Here is a 23,190-nt window from a genome sequence, read left to right as displayed (position 1 = left end):
CCGGCGCATCGTGCTTTCGGTCAGAGCCCGCGGCTCCGCCGGCGGGTGGGGCGCCGGCCCCCGAGAGGGCCGGCGGTGCTAGATCGATTCCTTGCGGGTCAGGAAGTTGAACGAGATCCAGCCCGGGAGGACCGGCAGCCAGAAGGTCATCAGGCGGAAGAGCAGGACCGCCGAGATGGCGACCTCCTTCTCCAGGCCCGCCGCGATCAGACCCAGCGTCAGGGTCGTCTCCACCGCTCCGATGCCGCCCGGGGTCGGCGCCGCCGAGCCCAGGGCGTTGCCCGCGAGGAAGACCACCGCGATGCTCGCGTAGCTGATGGCCTGCCCGCCGCCGAAGGCGCGGATCGAGGCGTCCAGGCACATCACGAAGCAGCCGGTCAGCAGCAGCATGCCGCCGATGCCGGTCATCAGCTTCTGCGGGCGCTGGAGCACGTCCAGCATGCGCGGGACGACCCCCGCGAACAGGGCCCGCACCCGGGTGACGACGAACTTCCGCAGGAAGGGGACCGCCGTGACGACGAGGACCAGTACGGCGACCGTGAGCAGGCCCGCGATGACCGTCCGGGAGGGGGTCATCTCGGGCGTCTTCTCGGTGCCCGTGAGGTAGCCGAAGGACAGCAGCAGCAGGATGTGGCTGGCCAGGCCGAAGAGCTGGGAGGCGCCGACGCTGGCCACGGCCAGGCCGGGGCGGATGCCGGCCCGCTGCAGGAAGCGGGTGTTCAGCGCGACACCGCCGACCGCGGCCGGGGCGACCAGCTTCACGAAGGACCCCGCCACCTGCGCGAGCACCGTCCGAAGGAAGGGCACCCGTTCCGGTACGAAGCCCAGCAGGCTCATCGCCGCCGCGAAGTAGCTGAGCGCCGAGAAGGCGAGCGCCGCCCCGACCCAGCTCCACTGCGCCTGCTCGACGATGGTCGCGAAGTCCACGTGGGCCAGCTGCGTGAGCAGGAAGTACGCACCGAACGCGCCCGCGATGAAGGACACCAGGGTGCGCGGACGGATCCGTTCCAGGCGGGCCGGCTCCACCGGGGCCTGCGGGCGGATCAGCAGGACCTGCCGGCGGATCTGGCTGAGGAGGTCCTCCTCGCGCGCCCCTTCGAGGGCGTCGTCCAGAGCCCGCTTCTCCGCCTTGCGGTCGGCGGCCGCGCTGGCGGCGGCGTCCCCCGCGCCCGCCGCGGCCTGCGCCTCGCGGGCCGCCTTCGCCACCCGCGAGGACTCCAGTACGGCCTCGCGCTGCCGGTCGGCCCGCTCGCGGGCCAGCCGGCGCAGGGTGGCCCGGGTGGAGCGGCTCAGGGCGATCGGCTGGAGCAGCGGCAGACAGTCCGCCACCGCGTCCGGGCCCAGCACCGATACGGCGGAGGCCACCGAGCGCTCGGCTCCGACCCGCAGGCCGAGGGTGGTCAGCAGCTGGGCGATGTCCATGCGGAGCACCAGGTCGCCGGCCGCGATCTCGCCGCCCCGCAGGTCGGTGAGGATGACGTTGCCGGAACGATCCACCACCAGCGCGTCCCCGGTGAGCCGGCGGTGCGCGATCCGGCGCGACTGGAGGGCCCGTACCTGCTCCCACGCGTTGCGGCTCAGGTCGTCGGTGATCTCCTCGTCCGCCAGCGCGTCGAGGGTCCGGCCGCCCAGGTGCTCGTAGACGAGCATCACGGCGTCGGGGCCGAGCTCGGAGGTGGCGATCAGCCGGGGGGCGTTGGCCCCGGCCGCGATGGCCGCGTAGGCGAGCAGTGCCTCCTGCTCCAGGGCCTGGCGCAGGGACTGGAGGCTGCGCCGGGTGGTGATCCCGCGCAGGGTCATCCGGCGCCAGACCCGGTAGAAGAAGCCGTGCGCCTGCTGCTCGCGGTCCACGACGGTGACGTCCAGCGGCGGCCCGTCCTCCAGCGTGACGTGGTAGCGGCGGCCCCGGTCGTTGGCGTTGGCCTCCGCGCCCTCTCCCTCGGGAGCCTCGGCGCGCATGGCGCTGACCGGCTGGAAGCCGACGCGGCGCAGGCCCGCGAGGAGGTTCTGCCCGGTGGGGCGGACGTTCGGGGAGCCGACCGCGTACAGGGTGCCGTACGCGACGCTCCAGCCGATCAGTACGGTCAGGATGATCGAGAACGGTGTCGTGTACCCGCCGACCAGCATGGCGAAGGCGTCCAGGAGCAGGACCACCCACAGCGCCACCCGCCAGCGGGGCCGGCGCGTCATGCCGACGGCCGTCATGTACGCGATCACGGGCGCGAGGTAGCCGTGCACCGGGTCGGTGAGGGTGCCGGTGGTGCCGGTGGTCCGGGTCAGCGCCTCCTGGATGGTCCCGGGGGCGGCCTGGGAGACCCACAGGTCGGTGGCGAGGGTGACGCCGTGCGCGAGGACCGCGGCGAGCACGCCGTCCGCGATGCGCAGCCCGTCGCGTTTGATCAGCCGCTCGATGGCGAAGGCGACGGGCACCAGGAGGACGGCGATGGAGGACACCAGCCCGGCGACCTTGATCAGCAGATCGGGTGCCTGGCCCGTGCCGGCGCTGATGTCCTGCTCCAGGCCCGCGGTGGTGCCGTGGGCGAAGGCGGCGATGCACAGGACGACGGCGATGCCGAGGACGCCGACGAGGAGCCGTACGAGGTCGGAGGGCCGGTGCACGCGCGCGGCGAGCAGCGGCTCGTCGACCTCGACCCGGTCGGCCGCCGTCGGGGTGTGACCGGGCGGGTCGTCAGGGTGCGGATCGCAGACGGGCACCTCGGGCACCTCGGGCCCCTTGTGACCCTCGGACCCCTCGGGCACGGCGCCGGAGCGCGGCTGCCCGGGGCGCACGGGTTCCGGGAGCGGGGGTTCCGGGAGTGGGGGTTCCGGGCGCGCGGGCTCCGGGAGCGCCGCGTCCGGGAGGGCCGCGTCCGGGAGGGCCGCGTCAGGGCGCGCGTCGCCTTCGGCGGGCGCGCCGGAGTCCGCGGGCGCGCCGTTTCCCGGCCGCGCGCCCTCGTCTCTCGTCGCACCGTCCGGAGGGCTCACACCCTGCTCCTTAGCCGTCACATCCGTCTCTTCTTGATCACGTATCACCAGTCACCGCCCGGAAGATGGTGGCACGGACCGGCGGTCGAAGGGGGCACCAGGGTGCGCGCCGGTTCGGAAGGAGAGCTTCCGCCGAGGTGTCCGTGCCGTCCGGCACCATGTCCCGAATGAGCGAAGAGCTTCCCGCGTACGCGGAGCGGGTGCTGGAGGTGGCCGAGCGGATTCCGCCCGGCCGGGTGATGACCTACGGGGACGTCGCGGAGTGGCTCGGCGAGGGCGGACCCCGCCAAGTCGGCCGCGTCATGGCCCTGTACGGAGGAGCCGTGCCCTGGTGGCGCGTGGTGCGGGCGGACGGCGTACCCCTGCCCGGCAGCGAGCGGCGGGCCCTGGAGCGCTACCGGACCGAGGGTACTCCGCTGCGCGAGACCCCCTCCGGCGAGCCGCGACTCGCGATGCGACGGGCCCGCTGGGACGGGCGTGACGAGACGGACGGAGGCGACGAGGCTCACACCTGACAGCTTCGGCCATGCCGGACACCGGCACGGGCTCGAAGGCGCGTACGGGGGACGACCCGGAAGGCCTCCGGGGCGACGTCCCGCCCCGCCGGGACGGACTGCGGCGGCCGACGCGGTTGGCGTAGCGTTGCCTCTTCGGCGCGCGCGACGGCCACCACGGCCGCCGCCCGTACCGACCCCGACACCGCCAGCGCGGCAACCGCGGCGACCGCAGACCCACCAGGACCGGCACCCCACGTGATCACCTCTCCTTCCGACCGCTCAGAGCGGCGTACGCGGACCCCTGACGCGTACCGGCTGGTGCGCACCGGGCCGGGACAGGTGGCTCCCCCTGTCCTGGACGCAGCGCAGCGCGCGGTGGTTGATCACACCCGCGGCCCCCTTCTGGTCCTGGCCGGACCGGGCACCGGAAAGACCACCACCCTGATCGAGGCGGCCGCCGCCCGGGTCGAGGCGGGGGTCGACCCCGCCCGCATCCTCATCCTGACCTTCAGCCGCAAGGCCGCCGTGGAACTCCGCGACCGCGCGGCCCTGCGGCTCGGCGGCGCCCGCGCCCCGCAGGCCACCACCTTCCACTCCTTCTGCTACGGACTGGTCCGCGCCCACCAGGACCACGAACTGTTCGCCGACCCGCTGCGGCTGCTCTCCGGCCCGGAGCAGGACGTGATGGTCCGCACCCTGCTGGAGGGCCAGCGCCGGCTCCGCTCCATCCGCTGGCCCGACGACCTGCGGGCCGCGCTGACCACGCGCGGGTTCGCCGACGAGGTGCGCGCCGTCCTGGCCCGCGCCCGCGAGCTGGGCCTCGGCCCCCGCGCCCTGGCCGCCTTCGCCGAGCGGATCGGCCGCCCGGACTGGAAGGCGGCCGCGGCCTTCCTCTCCGAGTACCTCGACGTGCTCGACCTCCAGGGGGCGCTGGACTACGCGGAGCTCCTCCACCGGGCCGTCCTGCTGGCCGAGACCACCCCGGCGCTGTCCTCCGCCTACGACGTGATCCTCGTGGACGAGTACCAGGACACGGACGCCTCCCAGCTGCGGCTGCTGCGCGCCCTGAACGGTCCGGGCGGGACCCTGGTCGCCTTCGGCGACCCCGACCAGTCGATCTACGCCTTCCGGGGCGCCGACCTCAACAACATCCTCGGCTTCGAGACCTCCTTCCCGGGCGCGGCCGTGCGCGCGCTGACCGTCGGCCGCCGCTCCGGTTCCGCCCTGCTGGCCGCCACCCGGCTGCTCACCACCCGCATGGCCGTCCCGCGCCTGCCCGCCGCCGCGGTACGGGCCCACCGGGCGCTGGAGCCGGTACGGGAGGGCGGCCGCGTGGAGGTGTACACGTACCCGACGGCCGGCTCCGAGCTCGACAACATCGCCGACATCCTGCGCCGGGCCCACCTGGAGGACGGCGTGCCCTGGCGGGACATGGCCGTCCTGGTCCGCTCCGGCGGCCGCACCCTCCCGGCGATGCGCCGTGCCCTGATCGCGGCGGGCGTTCCCGCGGAGACGGACGCCTCGGCGACCCCCCTCCGCCACGAGCCGGCCGTCGCCCCCCTCCTGACGGCCCTGCGCATCACGGCAACGGCGTCCCAGACCCCACCGCCGGGCACGGACGCCCCGCTGACCCCCACGGCCGGGCTGACTCCCACGGCCGGGGTCGCCGAGATGGCGGAGACCGCTGGGACGGCCGGGACCGCCGAGACCGCCGAGACGGCCGAGACCGCCGGGACGACCGGGACCGCCGGGACCGTCGAGCACACGGGACCGGCCCACGGCGTGACCGGGACGGCACCGTCGGGGGCGGGCCCGGACGGCACGGCGCCCGCGGAAGGCGCTTCAGGGGCTGGAGGGTCGGACGCCTCTCCGGCCGGGGTCCCGGCCCCTCGCACCAGAGCCGGCGCCCCCACGGTCACGGCCGCGCCCTCGGCGGACCTCGTCTCCGGGACGGCCGCGGCCGACGCCGACCCGGCCGACGCCGCTCCTGCGGCCGACGCCGCCGCCCACGCGGCGGCCGCCTCCGCGGAGGAGCCGCGGGCGGTGCAGGACTCCCCGGGCGGTCCGGGCCTGCCCGGCCCCGGCGGGGCACCGGACGCCGACGCCGCGGGGCCCGACGCCGGCCCCGGAGCCCCCGAAACCGCCGGAGGCGACGGGTGGGTCGGGGTCGAGGCCGCCATCGAGCTGCTCTCCTCCCCGCTCGGCGGGATGGACGCCGCCGACCTGCGCCGCCTCGGCCGGGCCCTGCGCGACGAGGAGCGGGCCGCCGGGTTCACCGTCCCCGCACCCTCCGACGTCCTGCTGGCCCGCGCCCTCGCCGAGCCCGAACGGCTCATCGCGCACGACCCCGCGTACGCCCGCGGAGCGCAGCGCCTCGGCCTGCTCCTGCGCAAGGCCCGCGAGCTCCTCCAGGGCGGCGGCACCGCCGAAGAGGCCCTCTGGACCCTGTGGGACGGCACCCCCTGGCCGCAGCGCCTGGAGCGCCGCGCCCGCCGCGGCGGCACCTCCGGCCGCAACGCCGACCGCGACCTCGACGCCGTCTGCGCCCTCTTCGACAACGCCGCCCGCGCCGAGGAACGCACCGGCGGCCGCGGCGCCCTCAACTTCCTCGAACAGCTCGAAGCCGAGGACATCGCCGCCGACACCCTCACCACCCGGGCCGTCCGCACCGACGCCGTACGCCTGATGACCGCACACCGCTCCAAGGGCCTGGAGTGGGGCCTCGTCGTGGTCGCCGGCGTACAGGAGGGCCTCTGGCCGGACCTGCGCCGCCGCGGCTCCCTCCTGGAAGCCGACCGCATCGGACACGACGGCCTCGCCGAGCCCCTCACCCCCGGCGCCCTCCTCGCCGAGGAGCGCCGGCTGTTCTACGTCGCCGCCACCCGCGCCCGCCACCGCCTCGTCGTCACCGCCGTCAAGGCCCCGGCCGAGGACGGCGACCAGCCCTCCCGCTTCCTCACCGAACTGGGCGTCACCCCCAAGGACGTCACCGGCCGTCCCCGCCGCCCCCTCGCCGTCCCGGCCCTCGTCGCCGAACTGCGCGCCACCACCGTCGACCCCGACGCCTCGCCCGCCCTGCGCGACGCCGCAGCCCGACGTCTCGCCCGCCTCGCCGCGCTCACCGACGACGAGGACCGCCCCCTGGTGCCCGCCGCGCACCCCCAGCGCTGGTGGGGCCTATACGAGCCCACCGCCTCCACCGTCCCCCTGCGCGACCGCGACCGTCCCGTGGCCCTCTCCGGCAGCGCCCTGGACCAGCTCGCCAACACCTGCTCCCTCCAGTGGTTCCTGGGCCGAGAGGTCAAGGCCGACGCCCCCTCCACCGCCGCCCAGGGCTTCGGCAACGTCGTCCACGTCCTCGCCGACGAGGTCGCCTCCGGCCGCACCCCCGCCGACCTCGCCGTCCTGATGGAACGCCTCGACTCCGTCTGGGACGCCCTCGCCTTCGACGCCCCCTGGAAGTCCCGCCAGGAGAAGGACAACGCCCGCGCCGCCCTGGAACGCTTCCTGCGCTGGCACACCACCGACCGCGCCGGCCGTGCCCCCGTGGCCACCGAGCACGACTTCGACGTCACCCTCGACGCCGGCGAGTACGCCGTCCGCATCCGCGGCTCCATGGACCGCGTCGAGGCCGACCCGCAGGGCCGCGCCTACGTCGTCGACTTCAAGACCGGCAAGGGCGCGCCCACCAGGGACGAGGTCGCCCGCCACCCCCAGCTCGCCGTCTACCAGCTCGCCGTCCGCGAGGGCGCCGTCGACGAGGTCTTCGACGGCCTGCGCCCCGCAACCGGCGGGGCCGAGCTCGTGCAGCTGCGCCAGGGCGCCGCGAAGAAGGAGGGCGGCGACGAGGTCCCGAAGGTCCAGGCACAGCAGCCCCTCGACGGCGGCCCGTCCGGCGCCTGGGTCGGCGACCTGCTCGCCACCGCCGCCGGCCGGGTCCTGGACGAACGCTTCGCCCCGGCCACCGGCGAACACTGCAAACGCTGCTCCTTCCGCAGCGCGTGCAGTGCCCGTCCCGAGGGCCGGCAGACCGTCGAATGAGACGCCGGACCGCGATGTCGGTGCCGGCGGCTAGCCTTTCGAGGTGACCGCCGTGACCGCGTACGAGTCCGGGCGCGCGCCCGCACTCACCGACCCCGAGCAGCTCAAGGAGCTCCTCGGGATCCCCTTCACGCCCGAACAGCTGGCCTGCGTCACCGCCCCGCCCGCCCCCCAGGTGATCGTCGCCGGGGCCGGCTCCGGCAAGACCACCGTCATGGCCGCCCGCGTGGTCTGGCTCGTCGGCACCGGAGCGGTCGCCCCCGAGCAGGTCCTCGGCCTCACCTTCACCAACAAGGCCGCCGGCGAGCTCGCCGAACGCGTGCGCAAGGCCCTCGCCCGGGCCGGCGTCACCGACCCCGACCCCTCCCCGGCCGAATCCGAAGCGGCCGGCGGCGAGCCGCGGATCTCCACGTACCACGCCTTCGCCGGCCAGCTCCTGAAGGACCACGGCCTGCGCATCGGACTGGAGCCCAGCGCCCGCCTCCTCGCCGACGCCACCCGCTTCCAGCTCGCCGCGAAGGTGATCCGCGAAGCCCCCGGCCCCTACCCCTCCCTCACCAAATCCGTCCCCGACCTGGTCAGCGACCTCCTCGCGCTCGACGGGGAACTCTCCGAGCACCTCGTCGAGCCGGACGGGCTGCGCGCGTACGACACGGAACTGCTCGACTCCCTCGCCGACGTCAGACTGACCAACGAGGACCTGCGCAAGGTCCCCGAGGCCGTCCGCGGCCGCCTGGAGCTGCTCGAACTGGTCGCCCGCTACCGCACGGCCAAACGCTCCCGCGACCTCTTCGACTTCGGCGACCAGATAGCCCTCTCCGCCCGGCTCGCCACCACCCGCCCCGAGGTCGGCACCCTGCTGCGCGAGGAGTTCCGCGTGGTCCTCCTCGACGAGTACCAGGACACCTCCGTCGCCCAGCGACTGCTGCTCTCCGGGCTCTTCGGCGGGGGCACCGGGCACGCGGTGACCGCCGTCGGCGACCCCTGCCAGGCCATCTACGGCTGGCGCGGCGCCTCCGTGGCCAACCTCGACGACTTCCCCGCCCACTTCCCGCACGCCGACGGGCGCCCCGCCACCCGGCTCTCCCTCAGCGAGAACCGGCGCAGCGGCGGCCGCCTCCTCGACCTGGCCAACGGCCTCGCCGCCCCGCTGCGCGCCCTGCACGAAGGGGTCGAGGCGCTGCGTCCCGCCCCGGGCGCCGAACGCGACGGCGTGGTGCGCTGCGCCCTGCTGGAGACCCACGCCGAGGAGCTGGAGTGGCTCGCGGACTCCGTCGCCCACCTGGTGCGGACGGGGACCGAACCGGGCGAGATCGCGGTGCTGTGCCGTTCCGCCGCGGACTTCGCGCAGATCCAGGCCGTGCTGGTGGCCCGTGACGTGCCGGTGGAGGTCGTGGGCCTGTCCGGCCTCCTCCACCTCCCCGAGGTCGCCGACCTGGTCTCGGTGTGTGAGGTGCTCCAGGACCCGGGGGCCAACGCCGCCCTCGTCCGGCTCCTCATCGGCCCGCGCTGGCGCATCGGCGCCCGGGACCTGGCCCTGCTCGGCCGCCGGGCCCGGCAGCTGGTGGCCCGCGCCGCCGCGGACGACGGCCCCGACGGGAGGCTCGCGGCGGCGGTCGAGGGCGTGGACCCGGCGGAGATCGTCTCGCTGGCCGACGCGCTGGAGACCTTCCTCGACGGCGCCGGCCAGGCCGCCCCCGACGACCTGCCCTTCTCCGCCGCCGCCCGGGTGCGCTTCGCGCACCTCGCGCAGGAGCTGCGCGACCTGCGGCGTTCGCTCGCCGATCCGCTGATGGACGTACTGCACCGGGTGCTGGCCACCACCGGCCTGGAGGTCGAACTCTCCGCGTCCCCGCACGCGCTGGCCGCCCGCCGCCGCGAGACCCTGTCGAACTTCATGGACGTCGCGGCCGGCTTCGCCGCGCTCGACGGAGAGGCGACCCTCCTCGCCTTCCTGGGCTTCCTGCGCACCGCCGCCCAGTACGAGAAGGGCCTGGACCACGCCCTGCCGGGCGGGGAGAACACCGTCAAGGTCCTGACCGCCCACAAGTCCAAGGGGCTGGAGTGGGACGTGGTCGTCGTCCCCGACCTGTGCGCCGGCTCCTTCCCGAAGGAGAAGCCGCCGGAGGCCTGGACCTCGTACGCGAAGGTCCTCCCGTACGGCCTGCGCGGCGACGCCCCCACCCTTCCCGCCGACCCGGAGTGGACCTCGGCGGGCCTGAAGTCCTTCAAGGCCGCCCTCAAGACCCACAAGCAGACCGAGGAACTCCGCCTCGGGTACGTCACCTTCACCCGGCCGCGCTCCCTGCTGCTGGCCTCCGGCCACTGGTGGGGCCCGACGCAGAAGCGCCGCCGCGGCCCCTCGGCGTTCCTGGACGCCCTGCGCGCGCACTGCGAGGCCGGATCCGGGGAGATCGAGGCCTGGGCGCCGGAGCCCGACGCCGACGCGGAGAACCCCGCCCTGGCCTCCGCCGGGGCCCCCGACCACTCCTGGCCCCTGCCCCTGGACCCCGCCTCCCTGACCCTGCGCCGCCGGGCGGCGGCCCTGGTCGAGTCCCACCTCGCCGCCGGCCCCCCGCCCTCCGAGGACCCGTACCTGTGGCCCCCGGACTGCGAGGACCCGTCGTACGACACGGAGCCGTGGCCGGACCCGTCCGACGACGGCGGCTCCTGGCCGGACTCCTCCGGTGCCGGGTCCCCCTCCGGGCCCCGACAGGCCCGGCCTGGCGGGACCACCGCGCGGCCGGGCCGGGCCCCGGCCGCCCACGGCGGGGAACCCACCGCGGGCGGCGCCGGGTCCGCGCCCGACGACGCCTGGTACGACGCACCCTGGCCCGGCGAGGCCCCACCGGGCGGCTCCACCGCGCCCGGCCCCGCTGCGGCGGGCCGTGGCGACGGCCCCGGCGGGGTGGGGGACGTCCCCCTTCCGCCCGGCCCCGCCGACACCGACGCCCCCCGGCCGGGGGGCACCCGGGCCGACGACGCCTGGCCGTCCGAGCCCCGGGCCGGTGACGCCTGGGCGGCGGAGCCCCGGGCCGACGACGCCCCGGCGGTCGAGCCCTGGGCCGGTGACCCCCGGGCGGTGGCGCCCCGGGCTGGTGACGGCTGGGCCTCCGAGCCCTCGGCCGACGACCCCTGGGCGATGGAGCCCTGGGCCGACGACGCCTGGGCGGCGGAGCCCCGGGCCGGTGACGCCCCGGCTGCCGAGCCCTCGGCCGGTGACGCCCCGGCGGTGGAGCCCGGCGGGCCCGACGACCTCTGGGCCGGGGAGACCGCGCACCCCACCGAAGCCCCCCGCGGCAGCGGCCCCGCACGGCTGCCCGGCCCCCGCCTGCCCGGTGGCTCCTCCGCCACCGGCGCCCGCAACGGCTCCGCCGCCCCGCCCCCGACCCCGGAAGAGGCCCGCGCCATCGCCTCCTGGGACCGCGATCTCGACGCCCTCGAAGGCGAGCTCCGCCGCGCACGGGCGGCCGTCCGCGACGTCGAGTTGCCCTCCGCCCTCTCCGCGAGCCAGCTCATGCGCCTGGCCGCCGACGAGCAGGGCTTCGTACGCGATCTCGCCCGCCCCATGCCCAGGCCTCCGCAGCCGGCCGCCCGCCAGGGCACCCGCTTCCACGCCTGGGTGGAGTCCCGCTTCGACGAGCTGCCCCTGCCGCTCCTCGACCTCCTCGACCCCGCCACCGAGCTGCCCGGCTCCGACCAGGAGGTCGCCGACGAGGCCGACCTCGACGCCCTCAAGGCCGCCTTCGAGCGCAGCGAGTACGCCGAGCGGACGCCGTACCGGATGGAGGCCCCGGTCCAGCTCACCCTCGCCGGCCGGGTGATCCGCGGCCGGATCGACGCCGTGTACAGGAACCCCGACGGCTCGTACGAGGTGGTCGACTGGAAGACCGGCCGCACCACCCAGGCCGATCCCCTCCAGCTCGCCGTGTACCGCCTCGCCTGGGCGGAAGCCACCGGGACCCCCCTCGACCGGGTCTCCGCCGCCTTCCTCCACGTCCGCAGCGGCCGCGTCATCCGCCCCCGTGACCTGCCCGGACGGGCCCGCCTTGAGCGGATCCTCCAAGGCGAAACGGGCACGGACGGTGATGCTCAGGCGGACGGATAGGCTCGGGGCCATGAGCGAAACCCTGCCGGACAGCGTCGTCCGCACGTACATCGACACCCACCGCGCGGCCTTCCTCGACGACCTCGCCGAGTGGCTGCGCATCCCGTCCGTCTCGGCCCAGCCCGAGCACGCGGGCGACGTGCGCCGCAGCGCGGAATGGCTCGCGGCGAAGCTCAAGGGGACCGGCTTCCCGGTCACCGAGGTCTGGCCGACCCCCGGCGCGCCCGCGGTCTTCGCGGAGTGGCCCAGCGAGGACCCGGCGGCCCCGACCGTCCTCGTCTACGGCCACCACGACGTCCAGCCCGCCGCCCTCGCGGACGGCTGGCACACCGAGCCCTTCGAGCCGGTGGTCCGCGACGGCCGCATGTACGGCCGCGGCGCGGCCGACGACAAGGGCCAGGTCTTCTTCCACACCCTCGGCGTGCGCGCCCACCTCGCGGCCACCGGCGCCGCGGCCCCCGCGGTGCACCTCAAGCTGCTGATCGAGGGCGAGGAGGAGTCCGGCTCCCCGAACTTCCGCGCCCTCGTCGAGGAGCGCGCCGAGCGCCTCGCCGCCGACGTCGTGATCGTCTCCGACACCGGCATGTGGTCCGAGACCACCCCCACCGTCTGCACCGGCATGCGCGGCGTCGCCGACTGCGAGATCGACTTCCACGGCCCCGACCAGGACATCCACTCGGGCGCCTTCGGCGGCGCCGTGCCCAACCCGGCCACCGCCGCCGCCCGCCTCGTCGCGGCCCTGCACGACGAGGACGGCCGGGTCACGATCCCGGGCTTCTACGACGGCATCGCCGAGCTCGGCGACACCGAGCGCGCGCTGATCGCCGAGCTGCCCTTCGACGAGGCCGAGTGGCTCCGTACGGCCAAGTCCCACGCGGCCGCCGGCGAGGCCGGGTACTCCACCCTGGAGCGCGTCTGGGCCCGCCCGACCGCCGAGGTCAACGGCATCGGCGGCGGTTACCAGGGCCCCGGCGGCAAGACCATCGTGCCCGCCTCGGCGCACCTGAAGCTGTCGTTCCGCCTCGTCTCGGGGCAGGACCCGTACGAGGTCGAGGCGGCCGTCCGGGACTGGGTCGCGGCCCGCGTGCCCGCCGGGATCCGGCACTCGATCGTCTTCGGCGCCCCCACCCGGCCCTGCCTGACCCCGCTGGACCACCCCGCGCTGCAGTCGGTCGTCCGCTCCATGGGCCGCGCCTTCGGGCAGCGGGTCCGCTTCACCCGCGAGGGCGGTTCGGGCCCGGCGGCCGACCTCCAGGACGTGCTGGACGCCCCCGTCCTCTTCCTCGGCATCTCCGTGCCGTCCGACGGCTGGCACTCCCCGAACGAGAAGGTCGAGCTCGACCTCCTCCTCAAGGGCGTGGAGACCACCGCCTACCTGTGGGGCGACCTCGCCGAGCACTGGAAGCCCGCGACCGCCTGACACACCCGCACCGCACCGCACGCACCGCACCGCACCCGAGCAGCCTGCCTTGTCCCACACACCGGGGGAGTTGGAAGTACCTGTGAGCACCCATACCGAGCCCGAGCGCCCGATCTCGCTCGCCGAGCCCAGCGGAATCGACCGCGCCGCGCACCACCGCCTCGACGAGGCGTGGCTCGCCGCCGCCTGGAGCCACCCGACGACCCGCGTCTTCGTCGTCTCCGGCGGCCAGGTCCTGATCGACGACACCCCCGACGGCGGCACCGCCATCGTGATGACCCCGGCCTTCGAGGCCCCGGTCACCGAGACCCACCGCTACTTCCTGGGGACGGACGAGGACGGCGTACGGTACTTCGCGCTGCAGAAGGACTCCCTGCCGGGCCGCATGGACCAGTCCGCCCGCCCGGCCGGACTGCGCGAGGCCGGGCTGCTGCTCTGCCCGCGCGACGCCGGGCTGATGGTCCACGCGGTGGCGCTGGAGAACTGGCAGCGCATGCACCGCTTCTGCTCCCGCTGCGGCGAGCGCACGGTGGTCGCGGCCGCCGGGCACATCCGCCGCTGCCCGGGCTGCGGCGCCGAGCACTACCCGCGCACCGACCCGGCCGTGATCATGCTGGTCACGGACGAGCAGGACCGCGCGCTGCTGGGCCGCCAGGTGCACTGGCCCGAGGGCCGCTTCTCGACGCTGGCCGGGTTCGTGGAGCCGGGCGAGTCCATCGAGCAGTCGGTGATCCGCGAGGTGTGGGAGGAGGCGGGCGTCAAGGTCGGCACGGTCGAGTACGTCGCCAGCCAGCCCTGGCCGTTCCCGTACAGCCTGATGCTGGGCTTCACCGCCCGGGCCGTCAGCTCGGAGATCACGGTCGACGGCGAGGAGATCCAGGAGGCCCGCTGGTTCTCCCGGGAGGACCTGCGCGCCGCGATCGAGGCCGGCGAGGTCCTGCCGCCGTCGGGCATCTCCATCGCGGCCCGCCTGGTCGAGCTCTGGTACGGCCAGCCCCTCCCGAAGCCGTCCACGACCGTCTGACGGCCGCCACCGGCACGCAGAAGGCCCCCGCCGAGGCGGGGGCCATTCTGGGGGCCGGGGCCGGGGCCGGGGCCGGGGCCGGTCAGACGGCGAGGGCCTGCTTGGCCTGGGCCAGGCTCGGGTTCGTCATGACGGACTCGCTGCCGGCGGAGGACTTCACGAGCACCGTGGGGACGGTCTTGAGTTTTTCCACCACGGGGGCTCATGCGGCGAGCGTCACCTGATCCCCCCAGAGGAGAGGGCGCGTGCCCCCATCGGCGGTGTGGAGACTGATCCGCTCACCCTTGGGCTTCGAGAAGTCGATCCCGGCCCACGTTGCCCGGGTGGCCGGGAAGCTGTCGCCGTATTCGAACCTCACAGCCTCGGGAGAGGCGTACACCTTCACGCCCCACTCGATCAGCTTCTCTCTCCGCTCGTCGCGGGTGGCGTTGTCCCACCACTCGCCGTAGGTCAGCGGCGGGCACGCGCAGACGCCGCCCTTGCAGTCGTCGGCGTGGTGCTGGACGACATGCCAGGCTTCCACCGGCTTGGCAGCTGGAGTGCTGGTGATCGCTTCCCGCTCATCCAAGACTTCGTCCTCAAGCCGCCGGTACTCGGCACGGCTGAGCTTGCCCGCGCGATGCTCCTTCATGAGCTGGTCGGCGCGTGCGTCGAGAATGGCCACGCGGACGGCCCTGGAGTCGTCTGTGACGGTCCTCCGCTCCCTGACGGACTCCCCGGCCTATCTGTGCCTTCAACGTCATCCCAATGACCCCGTAGAGGTCTTCGCCAACGAACGAGTGCCCCGGGCATCCCTCGTACTCCCCGAGCAGTGACCGGGAGACCAGTACGGCCTGAACCGAGGTGGGGGACCAGACGGCGCCACGAGCCTTGGCCTTGGACTCGTCAAGCCGGGTAGTGGACGTCCCTGCCGCCGCACGCATCCGGGCGATGTCCGCAGTCGTCGGCACCTTGCCTGCGTTGAGCCAGTCCGAGACGACCGTGAACGACTTCGCGGCGATGAACAGCCGGATCATTTCGAGGAGGACGGGGCCGTACTCGGGGCACAGTCCGAGCGTGAAGCCGTCGCCGTCCTTGATCGCGACGCGGCCGAACGAGCGAGAGGTAACGTTCGCTCCTCGTTCCGGCTTCGAGTGGTGCCACAGCGCCAAGCACGGCAACGACCGATGGCCGCGCCCCACGCTTCGCTGTACGAGCTGCGCCCTGTGGGTGCCAGATGAGCAGCCACAACTGGGGAAGCCGCTCCGAGCCCCGCTAGCAGCCTGCATGGTTGTACATGTACATGAGGAACATTACGGCGGCATGATTCTTGTTGGCGTAGGCGGCCCCGAGCAGAGACAAGATCAAGTTGCACAACCCCTGGGTGGTCAGGTCTCCGGATGTCCAGCGGCCGTCTTCGAGCGTCTTGAGCTTGTCCCTGAGGATGCTGGCCTCGTCATGGTGGCGGTTAGCCAGCCGGGTGAATGCGTCGCTCATGACCTCGCCGAAGGAGCCGGAGTCCGCCAGTGACGTCCACTGCTCTGGGACTTCTCCGTTGAACCATGCCCGGACTTCCTCTGATGCTGGCTCCGCGTGTTCGACGACGAAGCGTCGGACGGGCTCAAGCGCGTCCGGGTCGGTGAGGTCTAGCCAGGGCTTCAAGACGTAGGTCATCCCAGTTGAGGCAAGTTCTCCGACGGCCTCAGGACTCAGCTCGGGGTTGTCCAGAGATCGCGTCCACAGAGCATCGGACATGATCAGGCTCACGCCTCGGTTCAGGAAGTCCTGAGCTCCCCATTCGTCGATGACTGAGCTCGACATAGCCAACTCCCTGATGCGAGGGCGTGCGGGAATCTACAAAATAGGTCTGTGGGCTCATGCTCCGCACACGGGGCGTGTCGAACGGGTGGTCCTCGTTCTCCGGCTAACCTGCGACCTACTTGCCCCAGTCACGGGGCCATTCGGAAGGTATGCAGTCGGGCCTCTACGCCCGGGCCGGCGGAGGCGCTGACCTGCCAGGTTTCCGAGGAAACGTTTACAACTCGATGTATGGAAGACCCACCCGGTCGGCCGGATGGGGCGGTCTCTCAGCAGCGGCGGTAGACGCGGATGGTCTTCTCGGCGACGCACACGGACCCGTTGTGCAGGATCATCGTCCGGGTGGCGCCGGTCCTGTATCGCAGGTCTGCGATGGGGAGGAGTGCACCCCCGGCAAGGACGAGATCGCCAACTTGGAGTTGATGCGGCGGACAGTCCACGGGGGCCGTTCCGCGCGGGGCACGGATCTGTTGGTCGGGTTTGGTGCGGGGGTCCCGCTTGCGCAGGTTGAGGCAGGCCCCGGTATGGGCGATCCACTGGAAGCCGCCCGAGTCCACGAGGCGGATGACCTCTGGCGATGGGTAGAGCTTGATGACCTCTCCCCGTAACTGCCGCTCGCGGTCGATCACCTTGTCACCGACGTAGTGGCGAGTCACGTTCCTTCTCCGCTGCGGGGGCGTCGGCGTACATCACGTCCGCGTGGTCGGTGACAACTCGGCGGAAGAGGTTGTGGCCCGTGGCCCCGGAGTGGCTGAGGGCCCACCGTTGGGCCGTGTCCTGGTCGTCTTGCGCGCCGGAGCCCTGGCCGCATTGGTAGGCGGCGCAGAAGACTTCCCATATGACGCCGCCCTCGGGCACGTGCTCTATCGAGAGGTCTTCGAACCGGTAGACGCTGCGGATCATCGCCGGGCCTTCCGACGCATCTCCGACAGGTCGGGGTCGGCGCAGTCGATGTGCCGGTAGACGACCACGGGCACGGAGTCCTTCACGAGGGACCCGCGTCGGCAACGATCCAGGGACTTGAGCCGTGTCAGGCAGGCGGGGCAGGTTTCGTTCGGCGGGGCGAACGTCTCGTACTCCCAGAGTCGCGCGTCAGTGTCGTTCGCGCTGTCGGTCCTACTCGAAGCCATCACGCACCCCTTCGCCGCATCCTCCGAATTCGATGCAGGCTCTCACCGCCATGGTGCGCATTCCACGATCATGCGCGTCATGGACTAAAGATCATCTGAGGGCTGCTGCGCACCCGCTCAAGAAGGCCCGTGCGTCGCTTCCGAAGATGGCCCGGTCCTCAAGGTGGGCGAACTCTTCCAGGTGGCTCACCACGTCCCTGGGGTCCCGAAAGACCATGACCCCCGTGGACAGCTCGACCGTGGCGATGCGGTCGTCGTAGACCGTGAAGGTGTTCAGCGGTGCGGGCCCGGTGGGGACGGTCAGCGGGATGATCCCGAGCCGTACGTTCGGCAGGTGCGTGAGCGAGGCCAGGTGGTCGATCTGCACCGCGAGCGCGTCCGGGCCGACGAGGGGCCACCGGACCGCCTGCTCAGTAAGTATGAAGGTGAAGCACTTCGAGCGGTCGTACAGGACCTGTTGCCGTTCCAGCTTCCTGGCGATGGTCTTCGAGTGGTCACCAGGGATGTGGGCGAGACTCGCCCGGATGTACTCCGGTGTCGAGAGCAGGCCCGTGATCATCGACAGCAGGAAGAAGCGGAACTCGGCCGACGATGCTTCGAGGCCGGCCAGCTCCAGTTGCTTCTTGTCCAGGCCCTTGCGCCGCATGCCCCGGGAGCCCTGCCACTCCGTGTTCGCGAGACGCGCCAGGGTCATGACCTGTGTGACCAGCGTGGGGGCCGCATCGCAGGCCCTCAGGAGTTGTTCCACGTCCACGAGGGACGGGCGGACCTTGCCGTTCTCGATCCGGCTGACCTTTGACTGAGACATGTTGCAGCGGGCAGCGGCCCGAGCCCCTGAGAGCCCGGACCGCTTGCGTACCGCTTTCAGCAGGGCCGCCAGTTCCTCGCCTGACTGGCCAAGCTCCTCTGGTTCGACACTCACGTACCGACGTACTCCAGGAACGGCACAGACGCGGCTACGGCGATGCGCTGGTACTCGATGAATGGGGCGGGGTCGCCCTCGTAGAGTTCGCGGCTGATCTGCTTGCCGTCCGCCTCGTAGTGCATGAGGACGACGGTGGAGCGGTCGAACATCCAGAAGTCTTGAAAGTCCGGCAGCGGGTTCGGCTGGTCGGTCACGTCGAGAATCCGGATGTCTTCTCCGGCCGGGGCCTGGTGCTGGTAGTACCGCTCGAACTCGAACCGCAGGTAGTCGGTCAGCGGCCGCGTGAGAACGTGCACACGCCCGACGCTGCGGGTACGGACCATCTCCGTCCACGAGTCTTCGTAGGGTCCGGGGAACCGGGCCCCCGCTTTGAAGGCTGCGAACTCTTCCGCTTCCTGCGGTACGAGGTACTGGGGCAGGGTCTCAAGCCGCCAGGCTTCCGTCTGGAACGTCTTGAACTTCGACGCCCAGCCCTCACCATCCAAGAGCACGGAAAGCCTCCATGAGCACTGCCTCGGGGATCTCCACGAGCCCTTCGCCGGTGGGCGGGGTGAAGGCGTCCGACGTGTCGCCCTGGACGATGAACGAGCCGGACGCGGTCCGGTAGACGTTCGGGCAGTCGCCCTGCCCACACTCGCCGTTTCCGTTGCCTGTGAGCCGGGTCAGTTCCTCACGTGCCATGTGGAGCCCCCTCGGTGCCAGGCCCCCGCTGGGCCTGATGACCATGACCGTACGGAGAGGCCACGGGGACCGTCTATGCGTGAACGCGACTATGCGCGTCTTCGCATAAACCCGCCCCTGAGCGTTCTCGGACGGGACAGCAGAAAGCCCCCGCCGGAGCGGGGGCCAGTCTGTATGTAAGGAGGGGGATCGGGTCAGACGGCCAGTGCCTGCTTGACCTGGGCAAGCGACGGGTTCGTCATGACGGACTCGCTGCCGGCGGAGGACTTCACGAGCACGGTGGGGACGGTCTGGTTGCCGCCGTTGGCCTGCTCCACGAACTTCGCGGACTCCGGGTCGAGCTCGATGTTGATCTCGTTGTACGCGATGCCTTCCCGGTCCAGCTGCTTCTTCAGCCGGTTGCAGTAGCCGCACCAGGTGGTGCTGTACATCGTGACGGTGCCCGTGTCCTGCATGCTCGCTCCTCTGGGAGGTCTCGGTGGACCGGGTCTCGGTGATCGGTCCGAACAATCGAACGTCCCCCGCCCCCGAGCCATTCCCGGCACGGGGGACGGGACGGCCGGTGTGACGGATCCGACTGCTGCAGACGCTCCGGCTGGTGGGGCCGGTGCGACGGTATGACGGACGCCCCTCACCTGTGGACGGTCATCCCGTCCGCCCCTCGGGACCTGGCAGCATGGCGGGGTGACAGCAGCAACGCACTCCTCAGTTTCCCCGGCCGACGCAGACGCCGCGGACGCCGTGCTCCTGGGCCTGGACCCGGAGCAGCGCGAGGTCGCCACGACCCTGCGCGGCCCGGTGTGCGTGCTGGCCGGAGCCGGTACCGGCAAGACCCGCGCGATCACCCACCGCATCGCGTACGGGGTCCGCTCGGGGCGGCTGATGCCGGCCAGCGTGCTCGCCGTCACCTTCACCAACCGTGCCGCCGGGGAGATGCGCGGCCGCCTGCGCGCCCTCGGCGCGGGCGGGGTCCAGGCCCGCACGTTCCACTCCGCGGCCCTGCGCCAGCTCCAGTACTTCTGGCCCCGCGCCATCGGGGGCGAGCTGCCCCGGCTCCTGGAGCGCAAGATCCAGTTCGTGGCCGAGGCCGGCGCCCGCTGCCGCATCCGCCTCGACCGCAACGAGCTGCGCGACGTCACCGGCGAGATCGAATGGGCCAAGGTCACCCAGACCGTGCCCGCCGACTATCCGGCCGCCGCCCTCAAGGCCGGCCGCGAGGCCCCCCGGGACCTGGCCGAGATCGCCCAGATCTACGGCACGTACGAGCAACTCAAGCGCGACCGCGGCATGATCGACTTCGAGGACGTGCTGCTCCTCACCGTCGGCGTCCTCCAGGACCGCCACGACATCGCCGATCAGATCCGCGCCCAGTACCAGCACTTCGTGGTGGACGAGTACCAGGACGTCAGCCCGCTCCAGCAGCGCCTGCTCGAACTGTGGCTCGGCGACCGCGACAGCCTGTGCGTCGTCGGCGACGCCAGCCAGACCATCTACTCCTTCACCGGGGCCACCCCCGACCACCTGCTCGACTTCCGCACCCGCTATCCGCAGGCCACCGTGGTCAAGCTGGTCCGCGACTACCGTTCCACCCCCCAGGTGGTCCACCTGGCCAACGGCCTGCTGGGCCAGGCCAGGGGCAGGGCCGCCGAGCACCGCCTGGAGCTGGTCTCCCAGCGCGAGCCCGGCCCCGACCCGGCCTACGCCGAGTACCCCGACGAGCCCGCCGAGGCCGAGGGCGTGGCCGGCCGGGTCCGGGACCTGATCGCGGCCGGCGTCCCGGCCGGCGAGATCGCCATCCTCTACCGGATCAACGCCCAGTCCGAGGTGTACGAGCAGGCCCTGGCCGATGCCGGGGTCCCCTACCAGCTGCGCGGGGCCGAGCGGTTCTTCGAGCGGGCCGAGGTCCAGAAGGCCGTCCTCGCCCTGCGCGGAGCCGCCCGCTCCGGCGGCAGTGACGACCCCCTGCTGCAGGACGTGGTGGAACTGGGCTCCCAGGTCAGGGCCGTGCTCAGCTCCACCGGCTGGACCGCCGAGCCGCCCGCCGGCTCCGGAGCCGTGCGTGACCAGTGGGAGTCCCTGGCCGCGCTGGTCCGCCTCGCCGAGGACTTCGCCCGCAGCCGGCCGGGCGTGACCCTGGCCGACCTCGCCGTCGAACTCGACGAGCGCAAGGCCGCCCAGCACGCGCCGACCGTCCAGGGCGTCACCCTCGCCTCGCTGCACGCCGCCAAGGGCCTGGAGTGGGACGCCGTGTTCCTGGTCGGCCTCACCGACGGCATGATGCCGATCACCTACGCCAAGACCGACGAGCAGGTCGAGGAGGAGCGCCGGCTCCTGTACGTCGGGGTCACCCGGGCGCGGCACCACCTGACCCTCTCCTGGGCGCTCTCCCGGGCTCCGGGGGGCCGGGCCTCCCGTCGCCCCAGCCGCTTCCTGAACGGCCTGCGGCCGGGCTCCGTGGCCCCCGGCAGTCGGCCGGGCGGGCCCGAGGCGGGAGCCGCCCGCAAGCGCGGCCGCCGCGGACCGGCGCTGTGCCGGGTCTGCGGCAGGACCCTCACCGAGGCCGGCGAGATCAAGCTGATGCGCTGCGAGGACTGCCCGTCCGACATGGACGAGGGCCTCTACGAACGGCTGCGCGACTGGCGTGCCGGCCAGTCGAAGCTCCAGGGGATGCCCGCGTACTGCGTGTTCACGGACAAGACCCTGATGGCCATCGCCGAGGCCGCGCCCGCCGAGGCGGGGGAGCTCTCGATGATCTCCGGCGTGGGTGGCCGCAAGCTTGAGCGGTACGGGGCCGATGTCCTGGCCATCTGCGCAGGCCAGGAGCCTGTGGGCGCGGATCCTGACGACGCGTAGAAACTCGTCGGAAAAATAGTTTGCACATGCCCGGCGAATCCCCATAGGTTCTTAGCAACGGAAACGGTGGCTTCTCCGAAGCCCCGGATCCGTGCTGTACTTATCCGAATACGCATGGGACAGGCCTCCGGGCCGAGTCCCCGAGACGCCGAGAGGAGGCGAGACCAGTGACCAGCTTCATGACCTTCACCAAAATGACCGATCGCTCGGTCGACGCTTCCTGCCTGCTCGGTTCCGTCTCCCTCCTGGGTACCGGTCTGTCCGCGATTTCCGCTGACCGGCCCGCCCTGCTGGCGACCCTTGCGGTCAGCGAGCGCAATGAGCGACCGACCCAGGCACCGGTGGCAGTACTGGAAGCCCAGGCGCATGGCGCCTATGGCTTCGCGGCCGCAGCCGGTGCCGGATCCCAGACGCAGACGAAGAAGCACCAGCACCACCTGATGTGGGCCTTCCGCGGGCTCGAACCCTGGAGTGATCCAGCCTGATCGCATGATCAGGCCGGCGCCTTCAGGGCCGCGGAACCCCACCCGGGATCCGCGGCCCTTCTGTTTGTCCCCGAACGGGGACGACGGAGCGAAGGGGCCTCGGGACTGGCAAGACCAGGTACCAAGCCGCGACCGGCCAACCGGCCGGAACGACTAGTCGAACAAGACGAGGAAGAAAACACCGTGCAACTCGAAGCGCACGCCCCGTCCGTACCGCAGAACCGAACGATCTCCCCGCCCGCAGTCCCGGAGGACTCCACCTTGACCCCCCTCACCGCGCTCACCGCGCTCGACGACGCCATCGAGAACCTCGGCGTACCCGTCCCCTGCCGCACCTTCGACCCCGAGGTCTTCTTCGCCGAGTCCCCGGCCGACGTCGAGTACGCCAAGTCCCTCTGCGGCACCTGCCCGCTGGTCGAGGCCTGCCTCGCCGGCGCCCAGGAGCGCCGCGAGCCCTGGGGCGTCTGGGGCGGAGAGCTCTTCGTCCAGGGCGTCGTGGTGGCGCGCAAGCGTCCCCGTGGCCGTCCGCGCAAGAACCCGGTTGCAGCGGCATGACCGCCATCGGAACCATCGACCGCCCCCTGACGCGCGACCCCCTGAAGCAGGCCCCCATGTCCCCCTACGCCACCACGAGCGAGCAGCCGCACGGCTCCGCCACCGCAGACTTCATCACCGCCGGCGCGATCACCTCGCGTCAGAACAGGACCCGCGAAATGCAACTCATTCCAGAAGCCATGGCCCGTGCCCATATGGACGACCGCATGCGTGAGGCGGACGCCGAGCGTCACGCCCTGCGCCTGGTCGCAGCACGGCGCATGCAGCGCAGGGCCGAGCGCGTCTCCATGCGCGCCCGGCGCGCGCTCGCCATGGCCGTCATGCACTGAGGCTCGCCGAGCCACCGGGTCACCGAGCGGGTGACCCGGCCCCCGGGGGACCGGTCCGAACGGACCGGTCCCCCCGGTGCGTTGCGGGCCCCGGACGCCCTCCGCGGGGATATCGTCTGGAGGTGGACCAGCAGACTCCCCACCCCGACCCTCCGGGACCCGGGGCCCAGCCCGTCGTCTGCGCGCGCTGCGGCGCCCGCTCCCCGGACGGAGCCCCGCCCACCTGGACCTGTTCGGTGGAGAACGGCACCAGACAGTACTTCTGCGTCGACTGCGCGCGGGCCAACCTCCGGGCCATCGAGGGCCGCCTCGACTCCTCCTGGTGGTGACCCCGGCCGCCACCGGGCCGGCCCCGGGGAC

Annotated in this window: 20 protein-coding genes and 1 pseudogene; 10 read left to right on the top strand and 11 right to left on the bottom strand. The window is 72.9% G+C overall.

Annotated elements, in window-relative coordinates; translation table 11 throughout:
• Window positions 1-78: 78 nt before the first annotated feature.
• Window positions 79-2,985, bottom strand: coding sequence for a lysylphosphatidylglycerol synthase transmembrane domain-containing protein (locus ACZ5D2_RS06420; protein ID WP_468927565.1), 2,907 nt, complete (start codon window positions 2,983-2,985; stop codon window positions 79-81).
• Between the two features lie 65 nt (window positions 2,986-3,050).
• On the opposite strand from ACZ5D2_RS06420, the gene ACZ5D2_RS06415 reads away from it, so the two are divergent.
• From ACZ5D2_RS06415 to nudC, 5 genes are all read left to right on the top strand, one after another.
• Complete coding sequence (locus tag ACZ5D2_RS06415; RefSeq protein WP_371676767.1) at window positions 3,051-3,500, top strand: MGMT family protein; 450 nt, start codon at window positions 3,051-3,053, stop codon at window positions 3,498-3,500.
• A 300-nt stretch (window positions 3,501-3,800) separates the two neighbouring features.
• Complete coding sequence (locus tag ACZ5D2_RS06410) at window positions 3,801-7,523, top strand: ATP-dependent helicase (protein WP_468927593.1); 3,723 nt, start codon at window positions 3,801-3,803, stop codon at window positions 7,521-7,523.
• Between the two features lie 43 nt (window positions 7,524-7,566).
• Entirely contained in the window at window positions 7,567-11,631 is a 4,065-nt protein-coding gene (locus ACZ5D2_RS06405) for a UvrD-helicase domain-containing protein (protein ID WP_468927560.1), read from the top strand.
• A gap of 10 nt (window positions 11,632-11,641) precedes the next feature.
• Complete coding sequence (locus tag ACZ5D2_RS06400; RefSeq protein ID WP_468927557.1) at window positions 11,642-13,051, top strand: dipeptidase; 1,410 nt, start codon at window positions 11,642-11,644, stop codon at window positions 13,049-13,051.
• 70 nt (window positions 13,052-13,121) lie between these two features.
• Window positions 13,122-14,075 (top strand): NAD(+) diphosphatase, encoded by a 954-nt coding sequence (gene nudC, locus ACZ5D2_RS06395; protein ID WP_371676763.1) that lies wholly within the window; start codon window positions 13,122-13,124, stop codon window positions 14,073-14,075.
• Between the two features lie 82 nt (window positions 14,076-14,157).
• On the opposite strand, the pseudogene ACZ5D2_RS06390 reads toward nudC, so the two are convergent.
• The 10 genes and pseudogenes from ACZ5D2_RS06390 to ACZ5D2_RS06345 form a co-directional block, all read right to left on the bottom strand.
• Window positions 14,158-14,256 (bottom strand): annotated as a pseudogene (locus tag ACZ5D2_RS06390) (NrdH-redoxin); the annotation flags it as partial.
• 21 nt (window positions 14,257-14,277) lie between these two features.
• Complete coding sequence (locus ACZ5D2_RS06385; RefSeq protein ID WP_468927554.1) at window positions 14,278-14,739, bottom strand: hypothetical protein; 462 nt, start codon at window positions 14,737-14,739, stop codon at window positions 14,278-14,280.
• A 590-nt stretch (window positions 14,740-15,329) separates the two neighbouring features.
• Window positions 15,330-15,875 carry a hypothetical protein gene (locus ACZ5D2_RS06380; RefSeq protein WP_468927551.1) on the bottom strand — a complete coding sequence of 182 codons (546 nt, stop codon included), beginning with the start codon at window positions 15,873-15,875 and terminating at the stop codon, window positions 15,330-15,332.
• 266 nt (window positions 15,876-16,141) lie between these two features.
• Entirely contained in the window at window positions 16,142-16,528 is a 387-nt protein-coding gene (locus ACZ5D2_RS06375; RefSeq protein ID WP_468927548.1) for a hypothetical protein, read from the bottom strand.
• Window positions 16,506-16,775, bottom strand: a complete 270-nt coding sequence (locus tag ACZ5D2_RS06370; protein ID WP_468927545.1) for a DUF7848 domain-containing protein — start codon at window positions 16,773-16,775, stop codon at window positions 16,506-16,508. Before ACZ5D2_RS06370 ends, ACZ5D2_RS06375 begins: the two co-directional genes overlap by 23 nt.
• Entirely contained in the window at window positions 16,772-17,002 is a 231-nt protein-coding gene (locus ACZ5D2_RS06365; protein ID WP_468927543.1) for a hypothetical protein, read from the bottom strand. Before ACZ5D2_RS06365 ends, ACZ5D2_RS06370 begins: the two co-directional genes overlap by 4 nt.
• Window positions 17,003-17,093: 91 nt before the next feature.
• Window positions 17,094-17,924 carry a helix-turn-helix domain-containing protein gene (locus ACZ5D2_RS06360; RefSeq protein WP_468927540.1) on the bottom strand — a complete coding sequence of 277 codons (831 nt, stop codon included), beginning with the start codon at window positions 17,922-17,924 and terminating at the stop codon, window positions 17,094-17,096.
• Window positions 17,921-18,418: a DUF6879 family protein gene (locus tag ACZ5D2_RS06355; protein ID WP_468927537.1), complete on the bottom strand. Its 498-nt coding sequence runs from the start codon at window positions 18,416-18,418 to the stop codon at window positions 17,921-17,923. The genes ACZ5D2_RS06360 and ACZ5D2_RS06355 overlap by 4 nt, the downstream gene beginning before the upstream one ends.
• The gene (locus tag ACZ5D2_RS06350; protein WP_468927534.1) at window positions 18,402-18,608 is read right to left on the bottom strand and encodes a hypothetical protein; all 207 of its coding nucleotides are present in this window, start codon (window positions 18,606-18,608) and stop codon (window positions 18,402-18,404) included. The genes ACZ5D2_RS06355 and ACZ5D2_RS06350 overlap by 17 nt, the downstream gene beginning before the upstream one ends.
• A 194-nt stretch (window positions 18,609-18,802) precedes the next feature.
• Window positions 18,803-19,063, bottom strand: a complete 261-nt coding sequence (locus ACZ5D2_RS06345; protein ID WP_266842139.1) for a mycoredoxin — start codon at window positions 19,061-19,063, stop codon at window positions 18,803-18,805.
• Window positions 19,064-19,292: 229 nt separating this feature from the next.
• Between ACZ5D2_RS06345 and ACZ5D2_RS06340 the strand changes: the two genes are divergently transcribed.
• The 5 genes from ACZ5D2_RS06340 (at window position 19,293) to ACZ5D2_RS06320 (ending at window position 23,159) form a co-directional block, all read left to right on the top strand.
• Window positions 19,293-21,461 carry an ATP-dependent DNA helicase UvrD2 gene (locus ACZ5D2_RS06340; RefSeq protein ID WP_371676762.1) on the top strand — a complete coding sequence of 723 codons (2,169 nt, stop codon included), beginning with the start codon at window positions 19,293-19,295 and terminating at the stop codon, window positions 21,459-21,461.
• Window positions 21,462-21,628: 167 nt separating this feature from the next.
• Window positions 21,629-21,946, top strand: coding sequence for a hypothetical protein (locus tag ACZ5D2_RS06335; RefSeq protein WP_371676761.1), 318 nt, complete (start codon window positions 21,629-21,631; stop codon window positions 21,944-21,946).
• 183 nt (window positions 21,947-22,129) lie between these two features.
• On the top strand, window positions 22,130-22,501 hold the full coding sequence (locus ACZ5D2_RS06330; protein WP_030225917.1) for a WhiB family transcriptional regulator: 372 nt from the start codon (window positions 22,130-22,132) through the stop codon (window positions 22,499-22,501).
• Window positions 22,498-22,830 (top strand): hypothetical protein, encoded by a 333-nt coding sequence (locus ACZ5D2_RS06325; protein ID WP_371676760.1) that lies wholly within the window; start codon window positions 22,498-22,500, stop codon window positions 22,828-22,830. The genes ACZ5D2_RS06330 and ACZ5D2_RS06325 overlap by 4 nt, the downstream gene beginning before the upstream one ends.
• 122 nt (window positions 22,831-22,952) lie before the next feature.
• A complete protein-coding gene (locus tag ACZ5D2_RS06320; protein ID WP_371676759.1) occupies window positions 22,953-23,159 on the top strand; it encodes an ADP-ribosylation factor GTPase-activating family protein in 207 nt (68 codons plus the stop codon).
• Window positions 23,160-23,190 lie beyond the last annotated feature (31 nt).

This window comes from Streptomyces sp. NPDC031479 (assembly GCF_055581065.1).
This window is presented reverse-complemented; position numbering and strand designations above follow the sequence as displayed.

What these genes read in the sequence shown, in the direction of transcription:
- ACZ5D2_RS06415 (WP_371676767.1), top strand. Translation starts at nt 3,051, where the DNA reads ATGGTGGCACGGACCGGCGGTCGAAGGGGGCACCAGGGTGCGCGCCGG.
- ACZ5D2_RS06400 (WP_468927557.1), top strand. Translation starts at nt 11,642, where the DNA reads ATGAGCGAAACCCTGCCGGACAGCGTCGTCCGCACGTACATCGACACC.
- ACZ5D2_RS06380 (WP_468927551.1), bottom strand. Translation starts at nt 15,875, where the DNA reads ATGTCGAGCTCAGTCATCGACGAATGGGGAGCTCAGGACTTCCTGAAC.
- ACZ5D2_RS06370 (WP_468927545.1), bottom strand. Translation starts at nt 16,775, where the DNA reads ATGATCCGCAGCGTCTACCGGTTCGAAGACCTCTCGATAGAGCACGTG.
- ACZ5D2_RS06365 (WP_468927543.1), bottom strand. Translation starts at nt 17,002, where the DNA reads ATGGCTTCGAGTAGGACCGACAGCGCGAACGACACTGACGCGCGACTC.
- ACZ5D2_RS06350 (WP_468927534.1), bottom strand. Translation starts at nt 18,608, where the DNA reads ATGGCACGTGAGGAACTGACCCGGCTCACAGGCAACGGAAACGGCGAG.
- ACZ5D2_RS06345 (WP_266842139.1), bottom strand. Translation starts at nt 19,063, where the DNA reads ATGCAGGACACGGGCACCGTCACGATGTACAGCACCACCTGGTGCGGC.
- ACZ5D2_RS06325 (WP_371676760.1), top strand. Translation starts at nt 22,498, where the DNA reads ATGACCGCCATCGGAACCATCGACCGCCCCCTGACGCGCGACCCCCTG.